General features: G+C 44.9%; 21 protein-coding genes. 17 read left to right on the top strand and 4 right to left on the bottom strand.

All coding sequences use genetic code 11. The features are described 5' to 3' along the window. Positions 1-32 precede the first annotated feature (32 nt). The gene (locus AB6D93_RS05205) at positions 33-587 is read right to left on the bottom strand and encodes a gamma-glutamylcyclotransferase family protein (RefSeq protein ID WP_017060795.1); all 555 of its coding nucleotides are present in this window, start codon (positions 585-587) and stop codon (positions 33-35) included. A gap of 288 nt (positions 588-875) precedes the next feature. Between AB6D93_RS05205 and AB6D93_RS05200 the strand changes: the two genes are divergently transcribed. Continuing rightward, positions 876-2,060: an NnrS family protein gene (locus AB6D93_RS05200; RefSeq protein ID WP_102331956.1), complete on the top strand. Its 1,185-nt coding sequence runs from the start codon at positions 876-878 to the stop codon at positions 2,058-2,060. 67 nt (positions 2,061-2,127) lie between these two features. Here the strand turns inward: AB6D93_RS05200 and AB6D93_RS05195 are convergent, their stop codons facing one another. Beyond that, complete coding sequence (locus AB6D93_RS05195) at positions 2,128-3,135, bottom strand: adenosine deaminase (protein ID WP_102331957.1); 1,008 nt, start codon at positions 3,133-3,135, stop codon at positions 2,128-2,130. A gap of 354 nt (positions 3,136-3,489) precedes the next feature. Between AB6D93_RS05195 and AB6D93_RS05190 the strand changes: the two genes are divergently transcribed. Continuing rightward, positions 3,490-3,807, top strand: a complete 318-nt coding sequence (locus AB6D93_RS05190; protein ID WP_004734416.1) for a DUF3622 domain-containing protein — start codon at positions 3,490-3,492, stop codon at positions 3,805-3,807. Between the two features lie 194 nt (positions 3,808-4,001). Here the strand turns inward: AB6D93_RS05190 and AB6D93_RS05185 are convergent, their stop codons facing one another. Further along, positions 4,002-5,048, bottom strand: a complete 1,047-nt coding sequence (locus AB6D93_RS05185) for a succinylglutamate desuccinylase/aspartoacylase family protein (protein WP_102331958.1) — start codon at positions 5,046-5,048, stop codon at positions 4,002-4,004. 271 nt (positions 5,049-5,319) lie between these two features. Here AB6D93_RS05185 and AB6D93_RS05180 point away from each other — a divergent pair, with 271 nt between their 5' ends. Then, complete coding sequence (locus AB6D93_RS05180; RefSeq protein ID WP_017066819.1) at positions 5,320-5,859, top strand: DUF3332 family protein; 540 nt, start codon at positions 5,320-5,322, stop codon at positions 5,857-5,859. A 138-nt stretch (positions 5,860-5,997) separates the two neighbouring features. On the opposite strand, the gene AB6D93_RS05175 is transcribed toward AB6D93_RS05180, so the two are convergent. Next, entirely contained in the window at positions 5,998-7,470 is a 1,473-nt protein-coding gene (locus tag AB6D93_RS05175; protein WP_065584009.1) for an aminoacyl-histidine dipeptidase, read from the bottom strand. Between the two features lie 1,065 nt (positions 7,471-8,535). Here AB6D93_RS05175 and AB6D93_RS05170 point away from each other — a divergent pair. The 14 genes from AB6D93_RS05170 to pgpA all read left to right on the top strand — a co-directional run bounded on the left by AB6D93_RS05170 (position 8,536) and on the right by pgpA (position 21,326). Then, positions 8,536-9,825: an NCS2 family permease gene (locus AB6D93_RS05170; protein WP_017060789.1), complete on the top strand. Its 1,290-nt coding sequence runs from the start codon at positions 8,536-8,538 to the stop codon at positions 9,823-9,825. An 84-nt stretch (positions 9,826-9,909) separates the two neighbouring features. Next, positions 9,910-10,374 carry an oxytetracycline resistance phosphoribosyltransferase domain-containing protein Tet(34) gene (gene tet(34) / locus AB6D93_RS05165; RefSeq protein WP_009847475.1) on the top strand — a complete coding sequence of 155 codons (465 nt, stop codon included), beginning with the start codon at positions 9,910-9,912 and terminating at the stop codon, positions 10,372-10,374. Positions 10,375-10,463: 89 nt separating this feature from the next. Continuing rightward, positions 10,464-11,717, top strand: coding sequence for an esterase FrsA (gene frsA, locus AB6D93_RS05160; protein ID WP_017060788.1), 1,254 nt, complete (start codon positions 10,464-10,466; stop codon positions 11,715-11,717). A gap of 144 nt (positions 11,718-11,861) precedes the next feature. Continuing rightward, entirely contained in the window at positions 11,862-12,251 is a 390-nt protein-coding gene (gene crl, locus AB6D93_RS05155) for a sigma factor-binding protein Crl (RefSeq protein WP_017060787.1), read from the top strand. 76 nt (positions 12,252-12,327) lie between these two features. Next, on the top strand, positions 12,328-13,512 hold the full coding sequence (proB, locus tag AB6D93_RS05150) for a glutamate 5-kinase (protein WP_012604650.1): 1,185 nt from the start codon (positions 12,328-12,330) through the stop codon (positions 13,510-13,512). 66 nt (positions 13,513-13,578) lie between these two features. Further along, positions 13,579-14,829: a glutamate-5-semialdehyde dehydrogenase gene (locus AB6D93_RS05145; RefSeq protein WP_017060786.1), complete on the top strand. Its 1,251-nt coding sequence runs from the start codon at positions 13,579-13,581 to the stop codon at positions 14,827-14,829. Positions 14,830-14,985: 156 nt separating this feature from the next. Beyond that, entirely contained in the window at positions 14,986-15,435 is a 450-nt protein-coding gene (gene nrdR / locus AB6D93_RS05140) for a transcriptional regulator NrdR (protein WP_004734394.1), read from the top strand. A 40-nt stretch (positions 15,436-15,475) separates the two neighbouring features. Next, positions 15,476-16,555, top strand: coding sequence for a bifunctional diaminohydroxyphosphoribosylaminopyrimidine deaminase/5-amino-6-(5-phosphoribosylamino)uracil reductase RibD (gene ribD, locus AB6D93_RS05135; protein ID WP_102331959.1), 1,080 nt, complete (start codon positions 15,476-15,478; stop codon positions 16,553-16,555). 69 nt (positions 16,556-16,624) lie between these two features. Then, positions 16,625-17,281 (top strand): riboflavin synthase, encoded by a 657-nt coding sequence (locus AB6D93_RS05130; protein ID WP_010436361.1) that lies wholly within the window; start codon positions 16,625-16,627, stop codon positions 17,279-17,281. A 108-nt stretch (positions 17,282-17,389) separates the two neighbouring features. Next, positions 17,390-18,499: a bifunctional 3,4-dihydroxy-2-butanone-4-phosphate synthase/GTP cyclohydrolase II gene (gene ribBA / locus AB6D93_RS05125; RefSeq protein WP_017060784.1), complete on the top strand. Its 1,110-nt coding sequence runs from the start codon at positions 17,390-17,392 to the stop codon at positions 18,497-18,499. 295 nt (positions 18,500-18,794) lie between these two features. Continuing rightward, positions 18,795-19,265: a 6,7-dimethyl-8-ribityllumazine synthase gene (gene ribE / locus AB6D93_RS05120; RefSeq protein WP_004741508.1), complete on the top strand. Its 471-nt coding sequence runs from the start codon at positions 18,795-18,797 to the stop codon at positions 19,263-19,265. Next, positions 19,265-19,732 carry a transcription antitermination factor NusB gene (gene nusB, locus AB6D93_RS05115; RefSeq protein WP_004734399.1) on the top strand — a complete coding sequence of 156 codons (468 nt, stop codon included), beginning with the start codon at positions 19,265-19,267 and terminating at the stop codon, positions 19,730-19,732. Before ribE ends, nusB begins: the two co-directional genes overlap by 1 nt. A 113-nt stretch (positions 19,733-19,845) precedes the next feature. Beyond that, complete coding sequence (gene thiL / locus AB6D93_RS05110; protein WP_017066823.1) at positions 19,846-20,820, top strand: thiamine-phosphate kinase; 975 nt, start codon at positions 19,846-19,848, stop codon at positions 20,818-20,820. Next, on the top strand, positions 20,820-21,326 hold the full coding sequence (gene pgpA, locus AB6D93_RS05105) for a phosphatidylglycerophosphatase A (protein ID WP_017060782.1): 507 nt from the start codon (positions 20,820-20,822) through the stop codon (positions 21,324-21,326). The genes thiL and pgpA overlap by 1 nt, the downstream gene beginning before the upstream one ends. Positions 21,327-21,404 lie beyond the last annotated feature (78 nt).

The following is a 21,404-nucleotide window of genomic DNA, read 5'->3' as shown; positions in this document are numbered from 1 at the left end:
GGTGAGTCAATGTGTTCACCAACCTAAATCAACTAGCTGCGTACAGTTAGTATCAAGCCATCAATCACACTGTGATGGTGATCGGAAACCCCAGCAAGGTTGCCGTATTTAGGCTGGTGGCGATCATTTTCTAATGGGTGATGCCAACCTTGTGTGTGTTTAACGAAGTGCGCCGCAAAGCTTTCAGACACCTCTAAACATCCTGCTAATACAGTATCGACGTAGGTTTGAACGATAGGGCTGTTTTCGCAAGGTGCTTCAATCTCGTCTTTGATGTAAACCCAGATCGGTTGATCCTGTTTGAATTCATCTTGGCTTTCTATCTGAGAGGCCTTTAATTCGATACGGTGATAACCACGCTCACGGCGATCAAACTCAGCCAGTGCAATATCATCCACCTCAAGCAACACACCATTCACTTGTCCTTCGCCGAGATTGACGATCAAAGGGGATAAGACATAGCTGTCATCGATCTTGCTCCAATGGCGAATCAAGCCATGAACAATCGCAGGGATCGCTTGCCCTGTCTGACCGGTAAGCTGGCGTGAAGATGAGTTGATTAAACTGCCATAACCAAAAATATACATCGCATTCCTTGTCTGAGTTGTTCCATTTAAGTCTAGTCTTACTATATGTGGCGAGATACCAAAAGTCAGTAAGTTTCTATTTATACATCTATATGTCCTTATGACTCTTTTGGTTGTGTTTTTTTGACTTGTTTATTGGCTAGTGAATCTCGTGAGTCGCTGTTTTTACTGGTTTTATCTAATTGGCGCGTTTCATGCAGTGTTATCTGCATATTGCATCGGATTTGATGCATACAAAATTTGGTTTAGGTAATACCTTGGCCGCTTATCTGAGAATTAGGAGCGAGTTTGTTAAATATCACAGATAAAAGTGTAGAAGACGCGATTCCAGCCTACCTGCGTTTAGGCTTTCGACCTTTCTTCTTTTTAGGCAGTCTCTATGCAGTGATCGCGATTGTCGCTTGGGTCATCATGTTCCAAAACGGTCAGCCTGAGATTTTAAAAGTTCCCGCACTGTGGTGGCACGTGCATGAGATGCTGTTTGGTTTCTCAATGGCGATAGTGGTCGGTTTTGTGTTAACGGCAGTACAAACGTGGACGGGTGTCAATGGCACCAAGCATTATCGATTAGCTGCGCTAGTCGGTTTGTGGCTCGCACCTCGTATTCTGTTTTGGACACCCGCTCCGTTATGGCTGATCTCGTCGGTTGAGGCGCTGTTCTTAATCTTCGCCGCCTACGAAATTGGTTTCCGAGTCGTGAAGTCGAAAGGCTGGAAGAATCTATTCTTTGTGCCACTGTTTATATTGGCTATCGTGGCGAACTTTGCTAGTTACGCGACCATTAAGGGGATGCCTCCATTCCCATCGTCTGCAGTTTGGCAGGCTATGTTGTGGTGGTTTACCTTGCTCTTATCAGTGATGGGTGGGCGAGTAATCCCATTCTTCACAGCGCGTCGTTTTGATTTCGAAAAAGCGCAGCCCTTGGTTTGGTTGGAATGGTTAGCCAATCTACCTTTGGTTGGCTTATTTGTGTTGAGCTTCTTCCCATTGACCTTTGCTCAAGTCGGCAATGAGTTGATGGTATTTGCAGGTGTGACACAGTTGGTGCGCTTTATCCGCTGGAAGCCTTGGACAACACTATCAGAACCCTTGGTGTGGTCGCTGCATGCGGCTTACCTATGTATCCCTCTCAGCTTGCTGTTACGCGGTTTGCTAGATAACCCGTTCGCGAGCCATAACATGCTGCACCTGTTTGCGATTGGCGGTTTGAGTGGGTTAATTCTGGCGATGATCACGCGCGTGACAATGGGACATACTGGCCGTGCTATCTATAAAGGGCCAAGTATGGCTTTGGCGTTCTCGGCTATATTTATCGCGGCATTCGTTCGTAGTTTAGGTGTGACATTCTTCCCGGCGTATTTATTTGAGATGGTCAATATCAGCGCGGGTTTATGGACGTTAGCGTTCGGTCTATTTATCTGGAAATTTGGGATGATGCTGTTAACGCCAAGAGTGGATGGTCACCCGGGCTAAGCCAATTAGTTATCTATTGATATAGATAGGGAAGCTCAGAGCTTCCCTTTTTGATCTTGATAACTCATTAAGTACTCGCAGCAAGGTATTGGCGTACCTGTGTGATGAGATCTTCCTTGGCGTGAGGCGAGATAAAACTGGCTTCGATGGCATTAATACTGAACTGCGCCAATTCGTTTTTGGTCACTGGGTGAGCATTGGCGACGGCGAGGAAGTTATCATTCATATAGCCGCCGAAGTAAGCCGGATCATCGGAATTGATGGTGACGCACAGCCCTTTTCTCAGCAACTCGACGATGTTGTGCTCTTGCATGGTCTCAAACACCTTGAGCTTGGTATTCGATAGCGGGCAGACTGTTAGAGGTGTGCGTTTTGCTATTAGCTGTTCCATCAGATCCTCATCTTCTACACAGCGAACGCCATGATCAATTCGGGTAATGCCTAACAAGCTCACTGCGTCGATAATATTTTGTGCTGGGCCTTCTTCTCCGGCGTGCGCGACAGTCAGAAAGCCTTGGTTGATCGCTTCTTGGAATACATGTTTAAACTTCTCTGGCGGATTGCCCTGTTCTGATGAATCTAACCCAACGGCAATGATCTTATCTTTATAAGGAAGGGCTTGTTTGAGTGTTTCAAAAGCGCTGTCTTCATCGAGATGACGCAGAAAGCACATGATCAGTTGGCTGCTGATACCAAGCTCTTGCTCCACTTGATTCAAAGCTCGAGTAATCCCGCCAACGATGACTTCAAAGTCAATGCCGCGTTCAGTGTGAGTCTGAGGGTCGAAGAAGATCTCAGTATGAACCACATTATCTTGCTGACACTTCAACAGATAAGCCCACGTCAGGTCGTAGAAATCTTGTTCATGAATCAGTACGTTTGCACCTTGGTAATAGATATCGAGAAAGGATTGAAGATTGTGGAACTGGTACGCGTCTCGAACTTGGTCTGGGGTCTCAAAGGGAATCGACAGGTTATTACGCTTGGCGAGTTGGAACATCAGCTCAGGTTCTAGCGTGCCTTCAATATGTAAATGCAGTTCAACCTTGGGTAAATGTTTGATGAAGCTATCCATAGCAACTCCTTAGCTATTTTAATTATGGGCGGAGTAGGCGAGACAGTAGAGTCTGTAAACCTGAGCCTGCAGGTTATCTCTTTCATTTATCTCTGTTTGAGCATAGTTCATTTCATTGTTGTCGATAAAGTTGCACAGAAGTTGATGATGAATCGAGAGTTACGAACCCATTGAAATCCGGCGCAAACGATTTGCAGCATGGGAGTGTGATCCGCTGCAAATATTTGCAGCAATATTCATTGATTTGTGCTCTAATACCGCGCTTACCAAGGGATGGTGTTAAAAGATGCTCACTTAGATGGAGTTATCAAAGTGACCGATCCCTTAATGATCTCCCTTAGGAAAAAATAGAACATGTCTAAGAACAAAAAATTTGATATCCGCCTTACAGAAAAACGCAACGGTTGGTGTGCAGAGATTACTCGTCAAGTAACGTCTCGCAGCACAACAGTATCTAAGCGTGAGTCTGGTTTCGAAACTGAAGCTCTAGCACAAGAGTGGGCAGAGAAAGAGCTAGCATCTTTCATCTCAAACCAAGCTGAACGTAACGAGCGTAAATCAGAGCAGCGTAAAGAGCGTGACGAACTACGTCACACTAAAGAGCTTAAAGCTGAGCAAGCACGTGAAGCACGCGCAAAAGCTCGTGAAGAAGAGCAAGAAGACGCTGAGTAATCCAGTGCACAATTAATTTACAGGTCCCTTAATTTTAAGATAAGGGACAAGTAAAAAAAGCCCCGATATAGCTTTTCTCTTTCTAGTTAAAAGTTTATCGGGGCTTTTTCATTTGTGGCGTACTAGTCTGGATTACGTAACCACTCATGGCTGGTGGCTACGTATCTGATTCACTAATTACCCGAATTCGGTCCTTAGTTGTTTAGCGATGTCAGCCAATCGTCTTCTGCCACTTCTTCAATGTAGCTTTCTACTGATTGTCCTACTTCTTCATCGTCTTGCTTGAAGTAAGCGATGTGGAACACAGCATCACCTTCGTTGACCAAAGGCAGAGTTTGCTGACCAATCACGATACCGCCTTTGGTTGTGATCACTTGGCCTTCTTGGTGACCCAATGGAGAGCTGATGTAAGCAAGGGTTTGTCCTGCTTCAACCTGTTCGCCAAGTCTTACCATGTTACGCAAAATACCGTCTGATTCAGCGCGGATCCAGCTGGTGGATTTACTCAATACTGGCTCTGGTAACTTCTTACGGTTAGGGCGCAGCATGCCGATTTCTTTCATCACTTGATGCACGCCAAGGTAACCCGCACGAATCGCGAGGTGATCAAAACGCAGCGCTTCACCACCTTCGTAAGTTAATACAGGAATACCCAGTTTTTCCGCTTCGCTACGCAGTGAACCGTCGCGCAGTGGAGAATCAATAATCACGGGTGTTGCGAACGCTTTTGCGATGCGCAGTGTCTCAGGGTTCGATAGGTTTGCACGAATCTGTGGCAGATTGGTACGGTGAATCGCGCCCGTGTGTAGATCCAGAATGTAATCACAGTGCTTTGCCACGTTCTCAAAGAAGGTGTAAGCGATACGTGATGTTAACGATCCTTTCTCACTGCCAGGGAAGCAACGGTTTAGGTCACGACGGTCTGGTAGGTAACGAGATTTATGGATAAAGCCAAATACGTTAACGATAGGCACAACAATTAATGTCCCTTTCAGTTTCTTTGGATCAATCGCATTGGTCAGTTGTCGTGCAATCTCAACACCGTTTAGCTCATCGCCGTGGATAGCCGCATTTACCATCAGTGTTGGGCCTGCTTGGCGACCGTGAATAATTTCAATCGGGATCGAAAGTGGAGAATGCGTGTAAAGCTGAGCCGCTTGCAGTTCAATCTCCATTCGCTGTCCTGGCTGAACAGTATAACCAAGTAATTCGAATGGTTGATTAGGTTTTAGTCTTGCCATTTAGGTTGTTCTCAACATGGTGATAATTCGTTAACACGGAATGTAGCAATCGTTGATTTTTAGTACGAATCAATCGCTTTACGGTGACGACAAAAGTTTTTTATGAAGGGGCTTCTGAATTGGTTTCAGTTTTTTATCTGGCTAATTGAAGGGTGTTTAAAATTTTGAATTTTCTGACAATACATTAACTTAGAGCTGATATTTGTCATTCAGTTCGTTGGTATTATCCACCGCCATTTTTTGGCGGCCAAATTCATATATCGAGATAAAAATGAAAAAAACAATTTCAAAAGTCGTTGCACTGGCGGTGGTTTCTGTCGCTTTATCTGGCTGTGTTGGTAGTAACGCAGTAACCGGTTACCTAATGAAGTTTAACGTTAAGGCTGTTGATAACCGTTACGCACGTGGTGGCTTGAACATGCTACTAGCGCCTGCTTACGGCCTAACAGTTGCTGCCGATTACCTGGTATTCAACTCACTAGAGTTCTGGACTGGTAGCAACCCACTAACTGGTTCTCCGCACATCTTTGATACAAAGACTGATACTTACCTAGACATCAACCACCAACTTGATCCGTCTCTAACGGAAGCGCCAGTGGGTCCTATCACGAGTGCAGATGTGATCGAAAAAGGTCAAATGCAGCAGATTGATGAAAACACGATCCAAATGGACATTACTTACCAGTCTGGTGAGCGTGCGACGTTAATCGGTGTTCGTGATGGCGAGATGGTGACGTACTTCATCGATGGCGAAGTTGTGGCACAAACTTCAATTGATGAGCTAGAAAGCTACGCGGCTTCACGCGCTTAATTGTTTATTTAGTCACAAGTAGCAGTGACAAAGATTAGATACAAAAACAGGTACTCATTGAGTACCTGTTTTATTTTGTCTCAGATAAACGGTGTTTACTGTAAAACACCATTTACTGAACAAACATAGCTTATCGAATTAAGCTTTTTCTGGGATCGCTTCAAGCAATGCAACCATTTGGTTCCAGAATAGCTCAACGGTGTCGATCTTCACTTTCTCATCAGGAGAGTGCGGAAACTTGATGGTTGGGCCGAAAGAAACCATATCCATGTTCGGGTAAGGTTCTTTGAATAGACCACACTCAAGACCAGCATGGATAACCATGATGTTTGGCTTGTGACCGTAGATACCTTCGTACATGTCACGGAAGATATGCATGATTTCTGAATCTGCGTCTGGTTTCCAACCTGGGTAAGCACCAGAGAACGCGATGTTAGCGCCTGCTAGTTCAGCAACAGAGTGAAGCATGCTTTCTACTTGGCTACGACCTGAATCGATAAGAGAGCGGATCAGGCAAAGTACTGTGATTGAGTTCTCTTCTGTTGTGATAACACCTACGTTTAGAGACGTTTCCACAACACCTTCAATCTCGTCACTCATACGAATCACGCCGTTTGGACATGCGTTAAGTGCCGCGATAAAGCGAGCTTGGTCTGCTGACGCAAGTGCGCCCATTTCTACAGAAGCTTCTTCATTGAAAGTCACGATGCTGTCTTCTACTTTACCTAGCTCTGTTGAAAGCAGCTCAGTGTAGTAGTTGTATAGAGAAGCCAGTTTCTCTTGGTTTGCAGCAGGTACTGCAACCGTTACGAAACCTTCACGAGGGATCGCATTACGTAGGCTACCGCCTTTGAATTCGACGATGCGTAGGTCTAGCTCTTTCGCGTGACCCGCTAGGAAGCGAGCAAGCAGTTTGTTTGCGTTTGCACGGCCTGTGTGGATATCACAACCAGAGTGACCGCCTTTAAGGCCTTTCAACGTTAGCTTGCGTGTTACGAAATCAGCAGGAATTGCATTACGTGCAACTTCAAATGTCATTGCGCCGTCGATACCGCCAGCACAACCCATGTACACTTCGCCTTCTTGCTCTGAATCGGTGTTAAGAAGGATATCGCCTTCTAACCAACCCGCTTCAAGACCGAAAGCACCAGTCATGCCTGCTTCTTCATCTACTGTTAGTAGAACTTCGATAGGGCCGTGCTGGATTTCGTTTGAAGCAAGAACCGCTAGGCAAGAAGCCATGCCCATGCCGTTATCAGCGCCAAGCGTTGTCCCTTTTGCTGTAACCCACTCACCATCGATGTATGGTTGGATTGGATCTTTAGCGAAGTCATGAACGGTGTCTTCGTTCTTTTGTGGAACCATATCGATGTGAGCTTGTAGCACCACACCTTTTTTGTTTTCCATACCCGGCGTTGCTGGCTTCTTGATGAATACGTTGCCCGTTGGGTCACGACGTACATCTAGGCCTTGCTCTGTTGCCCAAGCAATAATGTATTGAGCAAGCTCTTGTTCATGCTTTGAAGGGTGTGGGATTGAGCAAATCTTATCGAAGAACTGCCAAATAGGGGCAGGGGATAATTTACTGATCTCAGAATGGAATTCAGACACGGATGACTCCTTTTTTATTTGATAACCATATGTTTAGGGTTTTTATAGGTGAAAACTTAGAACAAAAATCTAAAATATGGGTCTGTTTTGATGGCAACAGCATACCACTAGAGTGTTTTGACGAGTAGCGGTTCTAAACCTCAAATAGCTCAAATTTTGAAAGCGATCTTGTCCATCTGATCATGATTAAGCGCTTTGATGCTTATAAATGACACGGGCAAACGTTTGTTTAATTCTTTTTTTGTAATTTAATTACAAGAATAAGTTTGCAAAATAACCATAAGTAGCCAAAAGTGTGACGTATAGCAAAAAATACTTGTAATCTTTTTTCTTTGGGGTATATTAATAACCAACTTCTGAGACGAAGAGTAAATGCTCAAAGGATGAGTCCGTTTTATCGCCTCCAAGGAACCGAGAAATCAAATTTGTTTTTTATTGATTTATTAAGGTGATAGTTATGAAAGGTTTACCATCTGCAATGTTCTGGCTTAACAGCTCTGTTTACACTAGCAACTTTGCATACCCTACAAGCTTTGGTTACTAATACCGTAAGCATGTAACTCGAACAGTTTTGTTCACCCCTATATATTGGAATTCTTTTACAGCCCTTTTGGTTGACAGATTCTACCGCCACTCAGTTTTGAGTGGCGTTTTTTTTGCCTGCTACTTTTCCAAACCGCTTTCGCTTGTCACTTTCCTTGCTGTTCTGCGTGGTTGTTTTTTAAACGCCGAAATATCAATTTGCGCCTTATTACTGATCCTGTTGAAAAATACATAACTATTGTGAGTTTGAATTCAGAATTTACTGGCTAGATTATCAATGAAAATAACCGATGGTAGAAAAAACAACCAACTAGTTTTAGTGAGTCTATTGTTGTTAATTGTTTGTTTTTAATGGTTATTTATCGATGATATCTTCATTTTTAATCGCTTTGTTTCATACGGCATTCTGATAAATATCGATTAGAGCCTTAATTCTATCTGGAATTTGTTATTTGATAACTTTATAATCCACAGCCAATCGATTACGCAACCGTTTACTTTTTACCCTTATAGGATTCGATAATGTTCGAAAAGCTATTCAAACTCAGTGAAAATGGCACCAATGTGCGCACTGAAATCATCGCAGGTCTAACAACCTTCCTAACAATGGCTTACATCATTTTTGTAAACCCAATGATTCTAGCTGATGCTGGTATGGACCATGGCGCTGTATTTGTAGCAACCTGTTTAGCGGCTGCTATTGGCTGTTTCATCATGGGCTTTGTTGCTAACTACCCAATTGCTCAAGCTCCAGGCATGGGTTTGAACGCATTCTTTACCTACGCTGTTGTAATGGGTATGGGTTATACGTGGCAAGTTGCTCTGGCAGCGGTTTTCGTATCAGGCGTAATCTTCATCTTCTTAAGCATCTTTAAGATCCGTGAATGGATTATCAACTCGATCCCTATGTCTCTGCGTGTTGGTATCTCTGCAGGTATCGGTCTTTTCCTAGCGTTTATTGCGCTTAGCAATGCAGGCATCGTTGTTTCTAACCCAGCAACTAAAGTTTCACTGGGCGACATTACCGCGATTGCTCCTATCCTAGGCTCACTTGGTTTCTTCCTAACGATTGCTCTTGTTCACCGTGGCGTGAAAGGGGCAGTAATGATTGCGATTCTAGCTATCACAGCTCTTGGCATTGTTATTGGTGACGTTCAATACGGCGGCATCATGTCTACACCACCAAGCCTTGCTCCTACATTCATGCAGCTTGATTTCTCTGCTGTATTTGAAATCGGTATGATTTCAGTGGTATTCGCGTTCTTGTTCGTCGATTTGTTCGATACAGCGGGTACTCTGGTTGGTGTTGCAACGAAAGCAAACCTAATCAAAGAAGACGGCAAACTACCTCGCTTGAACAAAGCACTGCTTGCTGACTCTACAGCAACATCTATTGGTGCACTGCTAGGTACATCAAATACTACTTCTTATGTTGAGAGTGTTGCGGGTGTTGCTGAAGGCGGCCGTACCGGTCTAACGGCTGTTGTTGTTGGTATCTTATTCCTACTGGCTCTTTTCTTCTCGCCACTTGCAGGTATGATTCCGGCTTACGCAACATCAGGTGCACTTTTCTATGTAGCAATTCTGATGATGTCTGGCCTAGTTGGCATTGATTGGCGTGATCTTACGGAAGCAGCACCAGTCGTGGTAACATGTCTGCTTATGCCGCTGACGTACTCTATCGCTGAGGGTATCTCACTAGGTTTCATCGCTTACGCTGCAATTAAGCTGCTAAGTGGTAAAGGTCGCGACGTTTCACCTGCTGTGTGGGTAATGTCGGCTATCTTTATTCTTAAATACATTTTCGCTTAATCGTCTAGATTTCTGCTTAATCGCTGAAGAGGCTATGTTTGAAATAGCCTCTAATAACATGACAAAATTATTAGGTTTTATACTATGAGCAACAAATTCGTTATCACTTGGGACAACATGCAGACTTACTGCCGTCAACTTGCTGAAAAGCAAATGCCAGCAGAGCAGTGGAAAGGCATCTGGGCAGTAAGCCGTGGTGGTTTGGTTCCTGGTGCAATCTTGGCTCGTGAGCTAGGTATTCGTCACGTAGATACGATTTGTATTTCTAGCTACGACCACGATCACCAACGTGATATGACAGTAGTTAAAGCACCTGAAGGTGACGGCGAAGGCTTCCTAATCGTTGAAGACTTGGTTGATAGTGGTGACACTGCACGTAAGCTTCGCGAAATGTACCCTAAAGCGAAACTGATCGCTGTATGTGCAAAACCATCTGGCGCTGATTTGCTAGACGAGTACATTGTTGATATCGCTCAAGACACATGGATTGAGCAACCTTGGGATACTAGCCTAAGCTACGTAGAGCCAGTAAATCGCAAGTCAAAATAAGCGTAAACTTAGTTTTTTGAGAAATGACCCTTTATAGGGTCATTTTTTTTTATATTATTAGTGACAACCATTTCTTATTAAGTATCCCAATGTCTGAACCAGAAGAAACGAGCTCGAACCTTTCGGAAACTTTGTTTGTAAAGCACAAGCAAGCGAAAGAGACCTCAATGTTGACACAATACATGCCAAGCTCTGAAGCGCTATTGGATGAGAAACGTGAACAGCAAAACTCATCATGGTATCGAAACCTAAGACGTCTTCAGTGGGTATGGCAAGGCGTTAATCCAATAGAGCAGGAAGCGGTATTGGCTCGCATCGCGTCATCAGATAACTCTCGTACAACCGATGAGTGGCTTGATACGGTCATGGGTTACCGAAGTGGTAACTGGGCATACGAATGGACCAAGCTGGGTATGCAGCATCAAAATCGTTCTAATGAGAAGAATGGTGAAGAGATGGCTGAAGAGCTATTTTCCGCATCGTTGTGCTTCAGTATTGCGGGTTACCCACACCTCAAGAACGACAACTTGGCAGCTCAGGCTCAAGTGTTGGCCAACGCAGCCTATTCTGAAGCGATCAAGCACACTAAGTTGATCGTCAAACAGATTGATATCCCATACCAAAACAAGAAGATCAAAGCGAACTTGCATCTAACCAAGACAGATAAACCACAACCGGTTGTGATTGTCAGCGCGGGTCTAGATAGCTTGCAAACCGATATGTGGCGCCTGTTTAGGGATTATTTAGCACCTAAGAACATTGCTATGTTAACGGTAGACATGCCATCAATAGGGCACAGTGCACATTGGCCGTTAACAGAAGACTCATCTTGTCTTCACCAAGCAGTGCTGAATGAATTGCCTAACATCCCATGGGTCGATCACCACAAAGTCGGCTTGTTTGGTTTCCGCTTCGGTGGCAATGCGATGGTGAGATTATCTTTCCTTGAGCAACATAAGATTAAAGCGTGTATCTCTTTAGGCGCGCCAATTCACGACATCTTTGTTCATGCCGACAAACTGAAACAGATGCCTAAGATGCATCTAGATGTGTTGGCTTCGCGTCTTGGTAAAGGGGCGGTCGATATCAATAGCCTTTCTGGGCAGTTGATGGCGTGGTCACTCAAGGTACAAGGCTTGCTGTCAAACAGTAAAACCAGTGTTCCTATCTTGGCATTGGCTCTGGAAGGTGACCCGGTTTCACCGCCAATGGATAATCAACTGGTTGCTATTTACAGTGATTACGGAAAAGCGAAGAAAATCAAAGCTAAGTCAATTACACAAGGTTATGAGCAATCCCTCGAATTGGCGATAAAGTGGCTTGAGGATGAATTATTTAGATGACATTTCTCCTAAATTAGTTAAGCATGAAAAGTGTACAAACTAAGTACCTGATACTCAGAGATAATTTATAAAATCCAAATGCGTAGTTTCTACGTATAACAGTCTGAGTAACGTCATTCTTAACATTGAAAATGGAGATTCAATATGTCAGAAGTGACACAACAACCTACGCATTACCGCTTGTTGAATGTTTTAAAGGCGATCGGGCCTTACTTAAGGGAACCGCAATCAGAAGAAGGCCACTATATCTTTGATTGCTTGTCTGTATGTGTGAACGATAAAAAATCACCAGAAGAACGCGAGTTCTGGGGCTGGTGGCTGGAATTGGATAAGTCGGAAGAGGGATATTCGGCGAAGTACAATATCGGCAAGTACAACATCGATGGTAACTGGGATTCTTTGCCGTTACCTAAAAAGGCGGTCGCTGAGGTCTCTCGAACTCAAGAAGCCTTCCACAAGAAACTGGTTGATGAACTTCAAAGTAAGTTTGAAATCAGTATCCAATTAGACGAAGAGTCTGTCGAATTCGTCTAATTTTAAAGGTTACTCTTCTATACAAAGCAAAAAGGTGCGATTTCGCACCTTTTCTGCTTGTGAATTCCCCTTTTGATTGCTAAAACATCACCTCTTATTTGTTTTATCCATAAAAGACTTCATGACAACAAATCATCAAAGCGGGACAACAACACAGCGTAAAACTGTCGTTGTTAAACTGGGTACCAGTGTCTTAACTGGTGGAACATTGGCATTAGACCGCGCTCATATGGTTGAGCTGGTTCGTCAATGTGCTGAATTAAAAAAACAAGGCCACTCTGTGGTTATGGTTTCGTCTGGTGCAATTGCAGCAGGACGTGAGCACCTTGGTTACCCCGCACTTCCCAACTCAATGGCGAGCAAACAGTTGCTTGCGGCAGTTGGGCAAAGTCAGTTGATTCAAGTTTGGGAGTCTTTGTTTGCTATCTATGGCCTTAAGATTGGCCAGATGCTACTGACTCGTGCTGATCTCGATGATCGCGAGCGTTTTCTTAATGCACGTGACACGATCAACGCACTGGTTGAGCACGATATTATTCCGGTAGTAAACGAAAACGACGCAGTAGCAACCAACGAAATTAAAGTGGGCGACAATGATAACTTGTCGGCCTTAGTGGGTATTTTGTGCGGTGCTGATAAGCTTTTGCTACTAACAGACCAAAAAGGCCTGTTTACGGCTGACCCTCGTAAAGATCCAAATGCTGAGCTCATCAAAGAAGTGAAAACCATTGATGACACGCTGCGTAAGATCGCAGGTGGCAGCGGTACTACGTTGGGTACTGGCGGCATGGCGACAAAACTGCAGGCGGCTGACATTGCTCGTCGCGCAGGCATCGAAGTGATTATTGCTGCGGGCAGTGCTGAAAATGTGGTGTTTGATTCACTGAGTGATAACCCACAAGGCACACGTTTCTTGCCTTTAGCGGAAGCGCTTGAAAACCGTAAACGCTGGATTTTAGCGGGCCCTGCTTCAGCAGGTGACATCGTGGTTGACGACGGCGCAGTAAACGCAGTCAACACCAAAGGCAGCAGCTTGTTGGCGAAAGGGGTTGTTCGAGTTAAAGGCGAATTCTCTCGTGGTGAAGTTACCCAAGTCACAGACAGCAAAGGCAAAGTAATTGCGCGTGGTATCGCCAGTTATTCAAGCCAAGACCTAGCAAAAATTGCAGGCAAGCACAGTAAAGATATTGGCGACATCCTTGGATACGATTATGGGTCAGAAGTCATTCACCGTGACGACCTAGTTGTAATCCAAGAGTAGCTCGTGATGATAAGGTGAATCACCTTTTTGCATCCAAAGACAGACAGAATTTAGGGAGAGTTAAACGTGGATTTAACTAACATGGGTATCGCAGCAAAAGACGCTGCTTTCCACCTAGCGACCGCATCTACGGCGCAAAAGAATAAAGCATTGGCGATTATCGCTGATGAGCTAGAAGCAAACGCAACAACGATTTTAGAAGCGAACGCGAAAGACATCGAATTAGGTCGCGAAGCGGGTTTAACTGACGCACTGCTTGATCGTCTACTTCTTAACGAAGAGCGCTTAACCGGTATCGCTAACGATGTTCGTAACGTGATTAGCCTGAATGACCCAGTTGGCAGCGAAATTGACAGCAAAGTACTAGAAAACGGTATGTCGCTGTCTCGTCGCCGCGTGCCACTTGGTGTGGTGGGTGTTATCTATGAAGCGCGTCCGAACGTAACCATCGATATTGCAGCTCTGTGTCTGAAGACAGGTAACGCAAGCATTCTACGTGGTGGTAAAGAGACGTTTTTCTCGAACATGGAACTGGTTAAGGTTATCCAGTCTGCATTAGAGAAAGCGGAGCTTCCAGCCGCTTCTGTTCAGTACATCGAGAAGCCTGATCGTGAACTCGTTTCTCAACTGCTTAAACTGGACGACTACGTGGATATGATCATTCCTCGTGGCGGCGCTGGTCTGCACAAGATGTGTAAAGAGAACAGCACCATCCCAGTAATCATCGGCGGCTTTGGTATCAGTCATATCTTCGTTGATGAAAGCGCTGATCTTGAGAAATCTGTCGATGTGGTCGAAAACTCAAAAGTTCAACGTCCATCGGCGTGTAACTCGTTAGATACACTGCTAGTGCATGAAGCGGTTGCTGAAGCTTTCCTAACTAAGCTGAAACAGCGTTTAGCCGGCAAGGTAACCTTAGTTGCTGATACCAGTGCAAAATCGCTGCTAGCGGGTTTTGAAGACCAACGTGATGCGGTTGAAGGCGACTTTGACACTGAATGGCTAAGCTACACGCTAGGCGTGAAAGTGGTAGCGGATGTGGCAGAAGCGATTGACCACATGCGTGTACACAACGCGAGTCATTCAGATGCGATCATGACCAATAGCTTAGAGAGCTCAGAGCGTTTCATTAACTCTGTTGGTTCTGCAGCGGTTTATGTGAATGCATCAACACGTTTCACTGATGGAGCACAGTTTGGTTTAGGTGCTGAAGTTGCCGTGTCTACTCAGAAATTGCATGCTCGCGGCCCAATGGGCTTAGAAGAGCTGACAAGCTACAAATGGGTAGGTAAAGCGAACTATTTAGTCCGCGGTTAACGCTGGTCGTTAATTTTACTCCTCAGCTCATTTTTGAAATGGCGGTCGAGTAGCAATAATCAATGAATCACCACACAAAAGGGCCTTAATTGGCCCTTTTTCTTTCCTAACGTTTGGCAATTCCGTTACACTGATATTCAATTATTTGGAGGTGATATGCATTGTCCTTTTTGTTCAGAGAACGACACTAAAGTAATCGATTCAAGACTGGTAGCCGATGGCCATCAGGTTCGTCGTCGCCGTCAATGCCTTGCATGTAGTGAACGTTTTACTACGTTCGAATCGGCAGAACTTGTGATGCCTAAAGTCATAAAGTCGAATGGAAACCGCGAACCATTTAATGAAGATAAAATGGTGGGTGGTGTACAGCGCGCCCTAGAAAAACGCCCAGTGAGTGCTGACGCGATTGAACTTGCGATCAGTACGATTAAGTCACAACTCCGTGCAACTGGTGAGCGTGAAGTACCAAGCGAGATGATTGGTAATCTTGTGATGGGCCAATTGAAAGAATTGGATAAAGTGGCGTACATTCGTTTTGCCTCTGTTTACCGCAGCTTTGAAGACATCCGAGAGTTTGGCGAAGAAATCGCTAAATTAGAGGATTAACTCCTCAATCATGTCAAACTTAACTCCCCTAGATTTTCAAATGATGTCGCGTGCTATTCAGTTAGCAAAACGCGGCATTTACACTACTGCGCCAAACCCTAATGTGGGTTGTGTCATTGTACAAACCGACGGTCAGATCGTTGGTGAAGGTTTTCATGCCAAAGCTGGCGAACCTCATGCTGAAGTACATGCCATGCGAATAGCAGGCGACAAAGCAAAAGGTGCGACGGCTTATGTCACGCTAGAGCCTTGTTCTCATTACGGTCGAACGCCGCCTTGTGCTGAAGGTTTGATTAAGGCTCAAGTAGCCAAAGTGATTTGTGCCATGCAGGACCCAAACCCAAAAGTCGCAGGTCGTGGTATCAAAATGCTACGCGATGCGGGTATTGAGGTTGAAATCGGTTTGCTAGAGCAAGACGCTCTCGACTTGAACCCTGCATTTATCAAGCGTATGCAAACTGGCATGCCATTCGTTCAGTTAAAGATGGCCGCTAGCCTTGATGGGCAAACGGCATTGGAAAATGGCCAAAGCCAGTGGATCACATCGCCAGAAGCACGTCGTGATGTTCAGAACTACCGAGCAAAATCAGGCGCTGTGTTGTCAACTAGCCAGACGGTGATTGAAGACAACGCGTCGTTGAATGTTCGTTGGGCAGAGTTGCCAAGCAGTATCAAAGGTCATTACGCTGAAGACGAGCTGCGTCAGCCGATTCGCGTGATTCTTGATCGTCAAAACCAACTGCGTCCTGAACTCAAGTTATTCCAGACTCCAACATCGGTGTTGAGAGTTGCCGAAGCATCTGCTGATATTGAAGTCGCAACCACAGATGCAGGTCAGCTCGATTTGCACGATCTGATGCGTCAATTACCTGCCAATCATATCGACCATATTTGGGTCGAAGCGGGCGCAACATTGGCAAAAAGCTTGATTGAAGAGCAGCTGGTGGATGAGCTAATCCTTTATTTAGCACCTAAACTTATGGGCAGTGACGGACGAGGTTTGATGGGTGCATTAGGGCTCACTTCAATGTCTGACGTTATTGACCTAGAAATTAAAGATGTTCGACAGGTTGGTGTGGATATTCGCATCGTTGCGAAACCCGTATTTCGAAACAGATAGTAACGAAACCACAGTTGAAATAGTTACTCCAACTACATACGTGTCGTTGACAACAAAAAGAGTTTTAAAATGTTTACAGGAATTGTAGAAGCCGTAGGTACATTGAGTGCAATCACTCCCCGCGGAGAAGACATCACCGTAACGGTTAATGTTGGTAAGCTTGATATGGCTGACGTTAAGTTAGGCGACAGTATCGCTACCAATGGTGTGTGTTTGACAGTTGTTGAATATAACGACCACAGCTACAGTGCAGATCTTTCGCTTGAGACCCTGAAAAAAACGGGTTTTGTCGATTACCAAGCGGGCGATAAAGTTAACCTTGAGAAAGCAATGTTACCAACCACGCGTTTCGGTGGACATATAGTGTCTGGTCACGTTGATGGCGTGGGTGAGATTGTTGAACGTAACCAAGTTGGCCGTGCGATTGAATTCTGGGTAGAAATGCCAGCAGAAATCTCAAAATACGTGGCTCAAAAAGGCTCAGTAACAGTTGATGGCATTAGCCTGACTGTGAACGATTTACGTAAGAACGCATTCAAGCTGACTATCGTTCCTCATACTTCTTCAGAAACCACCATCGACCAATTCAATGTCGGTCGTAAAGTGAATCTAGAAGTTGATGTATTAGCACGTTACATGGAGCGTTTACTGCAAGGTCAGCAACAAGAATCTGAGCCTGAATCTCGATTAACGATGGAATTCTTACAGCAGAATGGTTTTGCCTAACCGTTGATACAAAGTGCGTTAAGCGAGACTTTGTAAAGCGAAGCAATATCATCAGGTTTAAATAGTGTCGGTTCTAGGAAGCAGAACCATTTCAAAGGATATAGAACAATGCCAATTAGTACTCCTCAAGAAATTATTGAAGACATTCGCCTAGGAAAAATGGTTATCCTGATGGATGATGAAGATCGCGAAAATGAAGGCGATCTGATCATGGCAGCAGAACATGTGACGCCAGAAGCGATTAACTTCATGGCGATGTACGGCCGTGGTTTAATTTGTCTGACGCTAACCAAAGAGCGTTCAAACCGCATGGGTCTAGCGCCTATGGTTCAAGATAACAACGCACAGTACACCACTAACTTTACTGTTTCGATTGAAGCGGCAGAGGGCGTAACAACGGGTATCTCTGCATCAGACCGTGCAGTGACGGTTCAAGCGGCAGTGGCGAAAGATGCGAAAGCGGCTGATCTTGTTCAACCTGGTCATATTTTCCCACTGACAGCGCAAGATGGCGGTGTTCTGACTCGCGCAGGACACACAGAAGCAGGTTGTGATTTAGCACGTCTTGCAGGCTGCGAGCCAGCATCGGTTATCGTTGAGATCCTTAACGACGACGGTACTATGGCTCGTCGCCCTGACCTTGAAGTGTTTGCTGAAAAACACGACATCAAGCTAGGCACGATTGCTGACTTGATTGAATACCGCAACAACACAGAAACAACGATTGAGCGTGTAGCACAATGCCATTTACCAACAGAGTTTGGTGATTTCGAGCTGGTGACTTACCGCGATACAATTGATAACCAGATCCACTACGCGATGCAAAAAGGCGACCTATCTGAAGGTGCTCCTTTGGTACGTGTTCACCTGCATGACACGTTCACCGATCTGCTTCATTCAGACCGTGGTACTGAACGCAGCTGGTCGCTAGATAAAGCGATGAAGCGTATTGGCGACGAAGGCGGTGTGTTGGTTATTCTTGGCAACGAAGAGTCGTCTGATTCTTTGATTCACAAAGTGAAGACATTCGAAGCGCAAGACAAGAACGAGCAGCCAACTATGGCGAAGAAGCAGGGTACCTCGCGTCGTGTTGGTGTCGGTTCTCAGATTCTTCAAGATCTAGGTGTGCACGATATGCGTCTGCTTTCTTCAAGCACTAAGCGTTACCACGCATTGGGTGGTTTTGGCCTTAACGTTGTTGAGTACGTTTGCGAATAAACCATGCGTTAGCAAGCAGACGTTTCTCTGTTTGTAGCAACATAATTTACCGATGATTTCAGTGGCTCTTTTGGTGATAAATCTTGCCAAAAGAGCAAAGTAGCCAAGTCCGACTCAAAACGTGTTCAACACACAAACTTGGTTACTCGCTGTTCCTATATGCTTGGGATCAGCGCTGCATTATCATCTTTACATTGCCGGTGTCTGTTCTTCTAAATTACCATTAGATATTGCTCACAGTTTTGTGCTAGAATCCGGCGATTCTCACTTGATGAAAATAGTTAAAGGAAGGCTTATGAAAGTGATCGAGGGTGGCTTCCCAGCGCCAAATGCAAAAATTGCTATCGTTATTGCTCGTTTCAACAGTTTTATTAACGAAAGTTTACTTTCTGGTGCAATCGATACTTTAAAGCGTCATGGACAAGTAAGCGAAGACAACATCACTGTTGTTCGTTGCCCTGGTGCAGTAGAACTTCCACTTGTAGCGCAGCGCGTTGCAAAAACAGGTAAGTTCGATGCGATTGTATCTCTTGGTACAGTAATTCGTGGCGGTACACCTCACTTTGACTATGTTTGTAGTGAATGTAATAAAGGTTTGGCACAAGTGTCTCTGGAATATTCTCTTCCAGTAGCGTTTGGTGTTCTTACTGTTGATACGATCGATCAAGCTATTGAACGCGCAGGAACCAAGGCTGGTAATAAGGGTGCAGAAGCAGCACTTAGCGCACTTGAGATGATCAACGTTCTTTCTGAAATCGATTCCTAATGGGGGCCAGTGTGAAACCAGCCGCACGTCGTAACGCACGTCAATTTGCTCTACAAGCAATTTATTCTTGGCAAATTACTAAAGAAAATATTGCTACCGTTGAAGAACAGTTCTTATCTGGTGGTAAGTATGATGAAGAAGAGCATCATGCTGCAGAGCCTGCTCTTGCTATGCCAGAAACAGACGTTGCATACTTCCGCGACCTACTAACTGGTGTTGCTCTTAGCCACATGGAACTTGATAGCAAGCTTCGTCCATTCGTATCTCGCCCTATGCAAGATCTGGATCTGATGGAACTAGCGCTTCTACGTTTAGCTATGTACGAGATGACTCGTCGCGAAGATGTACCATACAAAGTGGTTATCAACGAAGCTATCGAGCTTGCAAAAGTATTTGCAGCAGAAGACAGCCATAAGTTTGTTAACGGTGTGCTTGATAAAGCTGCACCGCACGTTCGTAAGAAATAAGACGTTCGTATATTGAATCTAAAGGTCAGCTTTATGCTGGCCTTTTTTGTAACTAAATTTCTGTAATATCCATGATTACGGCGATTTTTATGAGACTAAAGATAGGGCATGTGATGTCTGGCGAATTTAACCTGATTGAAAAATATTTTGTAAATCGACAACCACAACGTAAAGACGTTCTTCTAGCTGCTGGCGATGATTGTGCTTTGGTCAAAGCGCCGGGCAATGTTGAGATAGCGATCAGCACGGACACCTTAGTGGCTGGTACCCATTTCTTAGCTGAGGCGAATCCGGCTTGGGTGGCACACAAAGCGTTGGCTTCCAATATCAGTGACCTTGCTGCAATGGGCGCGACGCCTGCTTGGGTGTCTTTTGCTTTAACCATGCCTGAAATCGATGAAGCATGGCTTGCTCCCTTCTGTGACTCCTTTTTTAAACTCGCAGACTACTTTGGTATTCAGTTAATTGGTGGCGACACAACCAAAGGTCCACTAAGCCTGACACTGACGGTACAGGGCTTTGTTCCTGAAGGACGAGCGCTGCGCAGAGATGGCGCGAAAGTGGGCGACTGGATTTACGTAACAGGTAATCTAGGTGACAGCAAAGCTGGCTTAGAAGTGTTACTTAACCCTGAGCAGAACAGAGCGAAGCCCTATGCTGCTGAGCTTGAAGAGAGACATTATGTGAGCGCCCCACGAGTGTTAGCGGGTCAGGCTCTAGTGAACCTTGCTTCATCTGCGATTGATATCTCTGATGGCGTTATTGCTGATTTAAAACATATCCTTAAGCGTTCTCAAGTTGGCGCGAGTATTGATGTAAGCACGCTGCCTATCTCTCCAGAGTTACGTCAGTTCGCTCCTGATATCACTTCAGCTCAGCAGTATGCGCTAACGAGTGGTGAAGAGTACGAACTGTGCTTTACTGTACCAGAAGAGAATAAAGGGTCGCTGGAAAGTGCTTTGTCACACACTGGTACAAAAGTCACCTGCATTGGCCAGATAAGACCTGTAGAATATTTTGAATTACACAATAATGGTGAACCACTAAGCTGGAACTTAACTGGTTACGATCACTTTAAGGTTAATTGATGACAAACCCACTTTCTCTTATTTCTCTTAAAAATCCTTGGCATTTCTTAGCAACGGGTTTTGGCAGTGGCTTATCGCCTATTATTCCCGGCACAATGGGCACGCTTGCGTCAATTCCGTTGTACCTATTGTTGGTTCAGCTACCGTTTCCTGCTTACGTTGCCGTGGTGGTGGTAAGCTGCATTATTGGTATTAAGATCTGCCAAGTAACGTCTGATGATATGGGCGTGCATGACCACGGTTCTATCGTTTGGGATGAGTTTGCGGGCTTTTGGATCACCATGAGCTTAGTGCCTATGCTGAATATCCCTGCCGATGACTGGAAATGGCTTCTGACTGGTTTTGTGCTTTTCCGCTTCTTTGACATGGTAAAACCTTGGCCGATTGGTTGGCTAGATGCGCGAATTCACGGCGGCTTGGGTATCATGATTGACGATATTGTAGCGGGTATTATGGCGGCTATTTCGTTGTATGCCGTGGCACATTTCGCAGGTTGGTTAGTGTGAGTTAACTGAAGGGCTAAGGTTTAGTTGGCGATACACCAAACTAATTAGCAGATACTAAAAAGGTTGACCCTAGGGCCA

It is taken from the genome of Vibrio sp. 10N.247.310.23 (assembly GCF_041467155.1).
Classification (GTDB): Bacteria; Pseudomonadota; Gammaproteobacteria; order Enterobacterales; family Vibrionaceae; genus Vibrio; species Vibrio crassostreae_C.
The sequence above is the reverse complement of the archived record's forward strand: the minus strand, read 5'-3'. Positions and strand labels throughout refer to the sequence as shown.

What these genes read in the sequence shown, in the direction of transcription:
- ribBA (WP_017060784.1), top strand. Translation starts at nt 17,390, where the DNA reads ATGCCAATTAGTACTCCTCAAGAAATTATTGAAGACATTCGCCTAGGA.
- nrdR (WP_004734394.1), top strand. Translation starts at nt 14,986, where the DNA reads ATGCATTGTCCTTTTTGTTCAGAGAACGACACTAAAGTAATCGATTCA.
- pgpA (WP_017060782.1), top strand. Translation starts at nt 20,820, where the DNA reads ATGACAAACCCACTTTCTCTTATTTCTCTTAAAAATCCTTGGCATTTC.
- ribE (WP_004741508.1), top strand. Translation starts at nt 18,795, where the DNA reads ATGAAAGTGATCGAGGGTGGCTTCCCAGCGCCAAATGCAAAAATTGCT.
- crl (WP_017060787.1), top strand. Translation starts at nt 11,862, where the DNA reads ATGTCAGAAGTGACACAACAACCTACGCATTACCGCTTGTTGAATGTT.
- AB6D93_RS05205 (WP_017060795.1), bottom strand. Translation starts at nt 587, where the DNA reads ATGTATATTTTTGGTTATGGCAGTTTAATCAACTCATCTTCACGCCAG.
- thiL (WP_017066823.1), top strand. Translation starts at nt 19,846, where the DNA reads ATGTCTGGCGAATTTAACCTGATTGAAAAATATTTTGTAAATCGACAA.
- frsA (WP_017060788.1), top strand. Translation starts at nt 10,464, where the DNA reads ATGTCTGAACCAGAAGAAACGAGCTCGAACCTTTCGGAAACTTTGTTT.
- AB6D93_RS05170 (WP_017060789.1), top strand. Translation starts at nt 8,536, where the DNA reads ATGTTCGAAAAGCTATTCAAACTCAGTGAAAATGGCACCAATGTGCGC.
- AB6D93_RS05180 (WP_017066819.1), top strand. Translation starts at nt 5,320, where the DNA reads ATGAAAAAAACAATTTCAAAAGTCGTTGCACTGGCGGTGGTTTCTGTC.
- ribD (WP_102331959.1), top strand. Translation starts at nt 15,476, where the DNA reads ATGATGTCGCGTGCTATTCAGTTAGCAAAACGCGGCATTTACACTACT.
- AB6D93_RS05130 (WP_010436361.1), top strand. Translation starts at nt 16,625, where the DNA reads ATGTTTACAGGAATTGTAGAAGCCGTAGGTACATTGAGTGCAATCACT.
- AB6D93_RS05185 (WP_102331958.1), bottom strand. Translation starts at nt 5,048, where the DNA reads ATGGCAAGACTAAAACCTAATCAACCATTCGAATTACTTGGTTATACT.
- AB6D93_RS05195 (WP_102331957.1), bottom strand. Translation starts at nt 3,135, where the DNA reads ATGGATAGCTTCATCAAACATTTACCCAAGGTTGAACTGCATTTACAT.
- AB6D93_RS05190 (WP_004734416.1), top strand. Translation starts at nt 3,490, where the DNA reads ATGTCTAAGAACAAAAAATTTGATATCCGCCTTACAGAAAAACGCAAC.
- nusB (WP_004734399.1), top strand. Translation starts at nt 19,265, where the DNA reads ATGGGGGCCAGTGTGAAACCAGCCGCACGTCGTAACGCACGTCAATTT.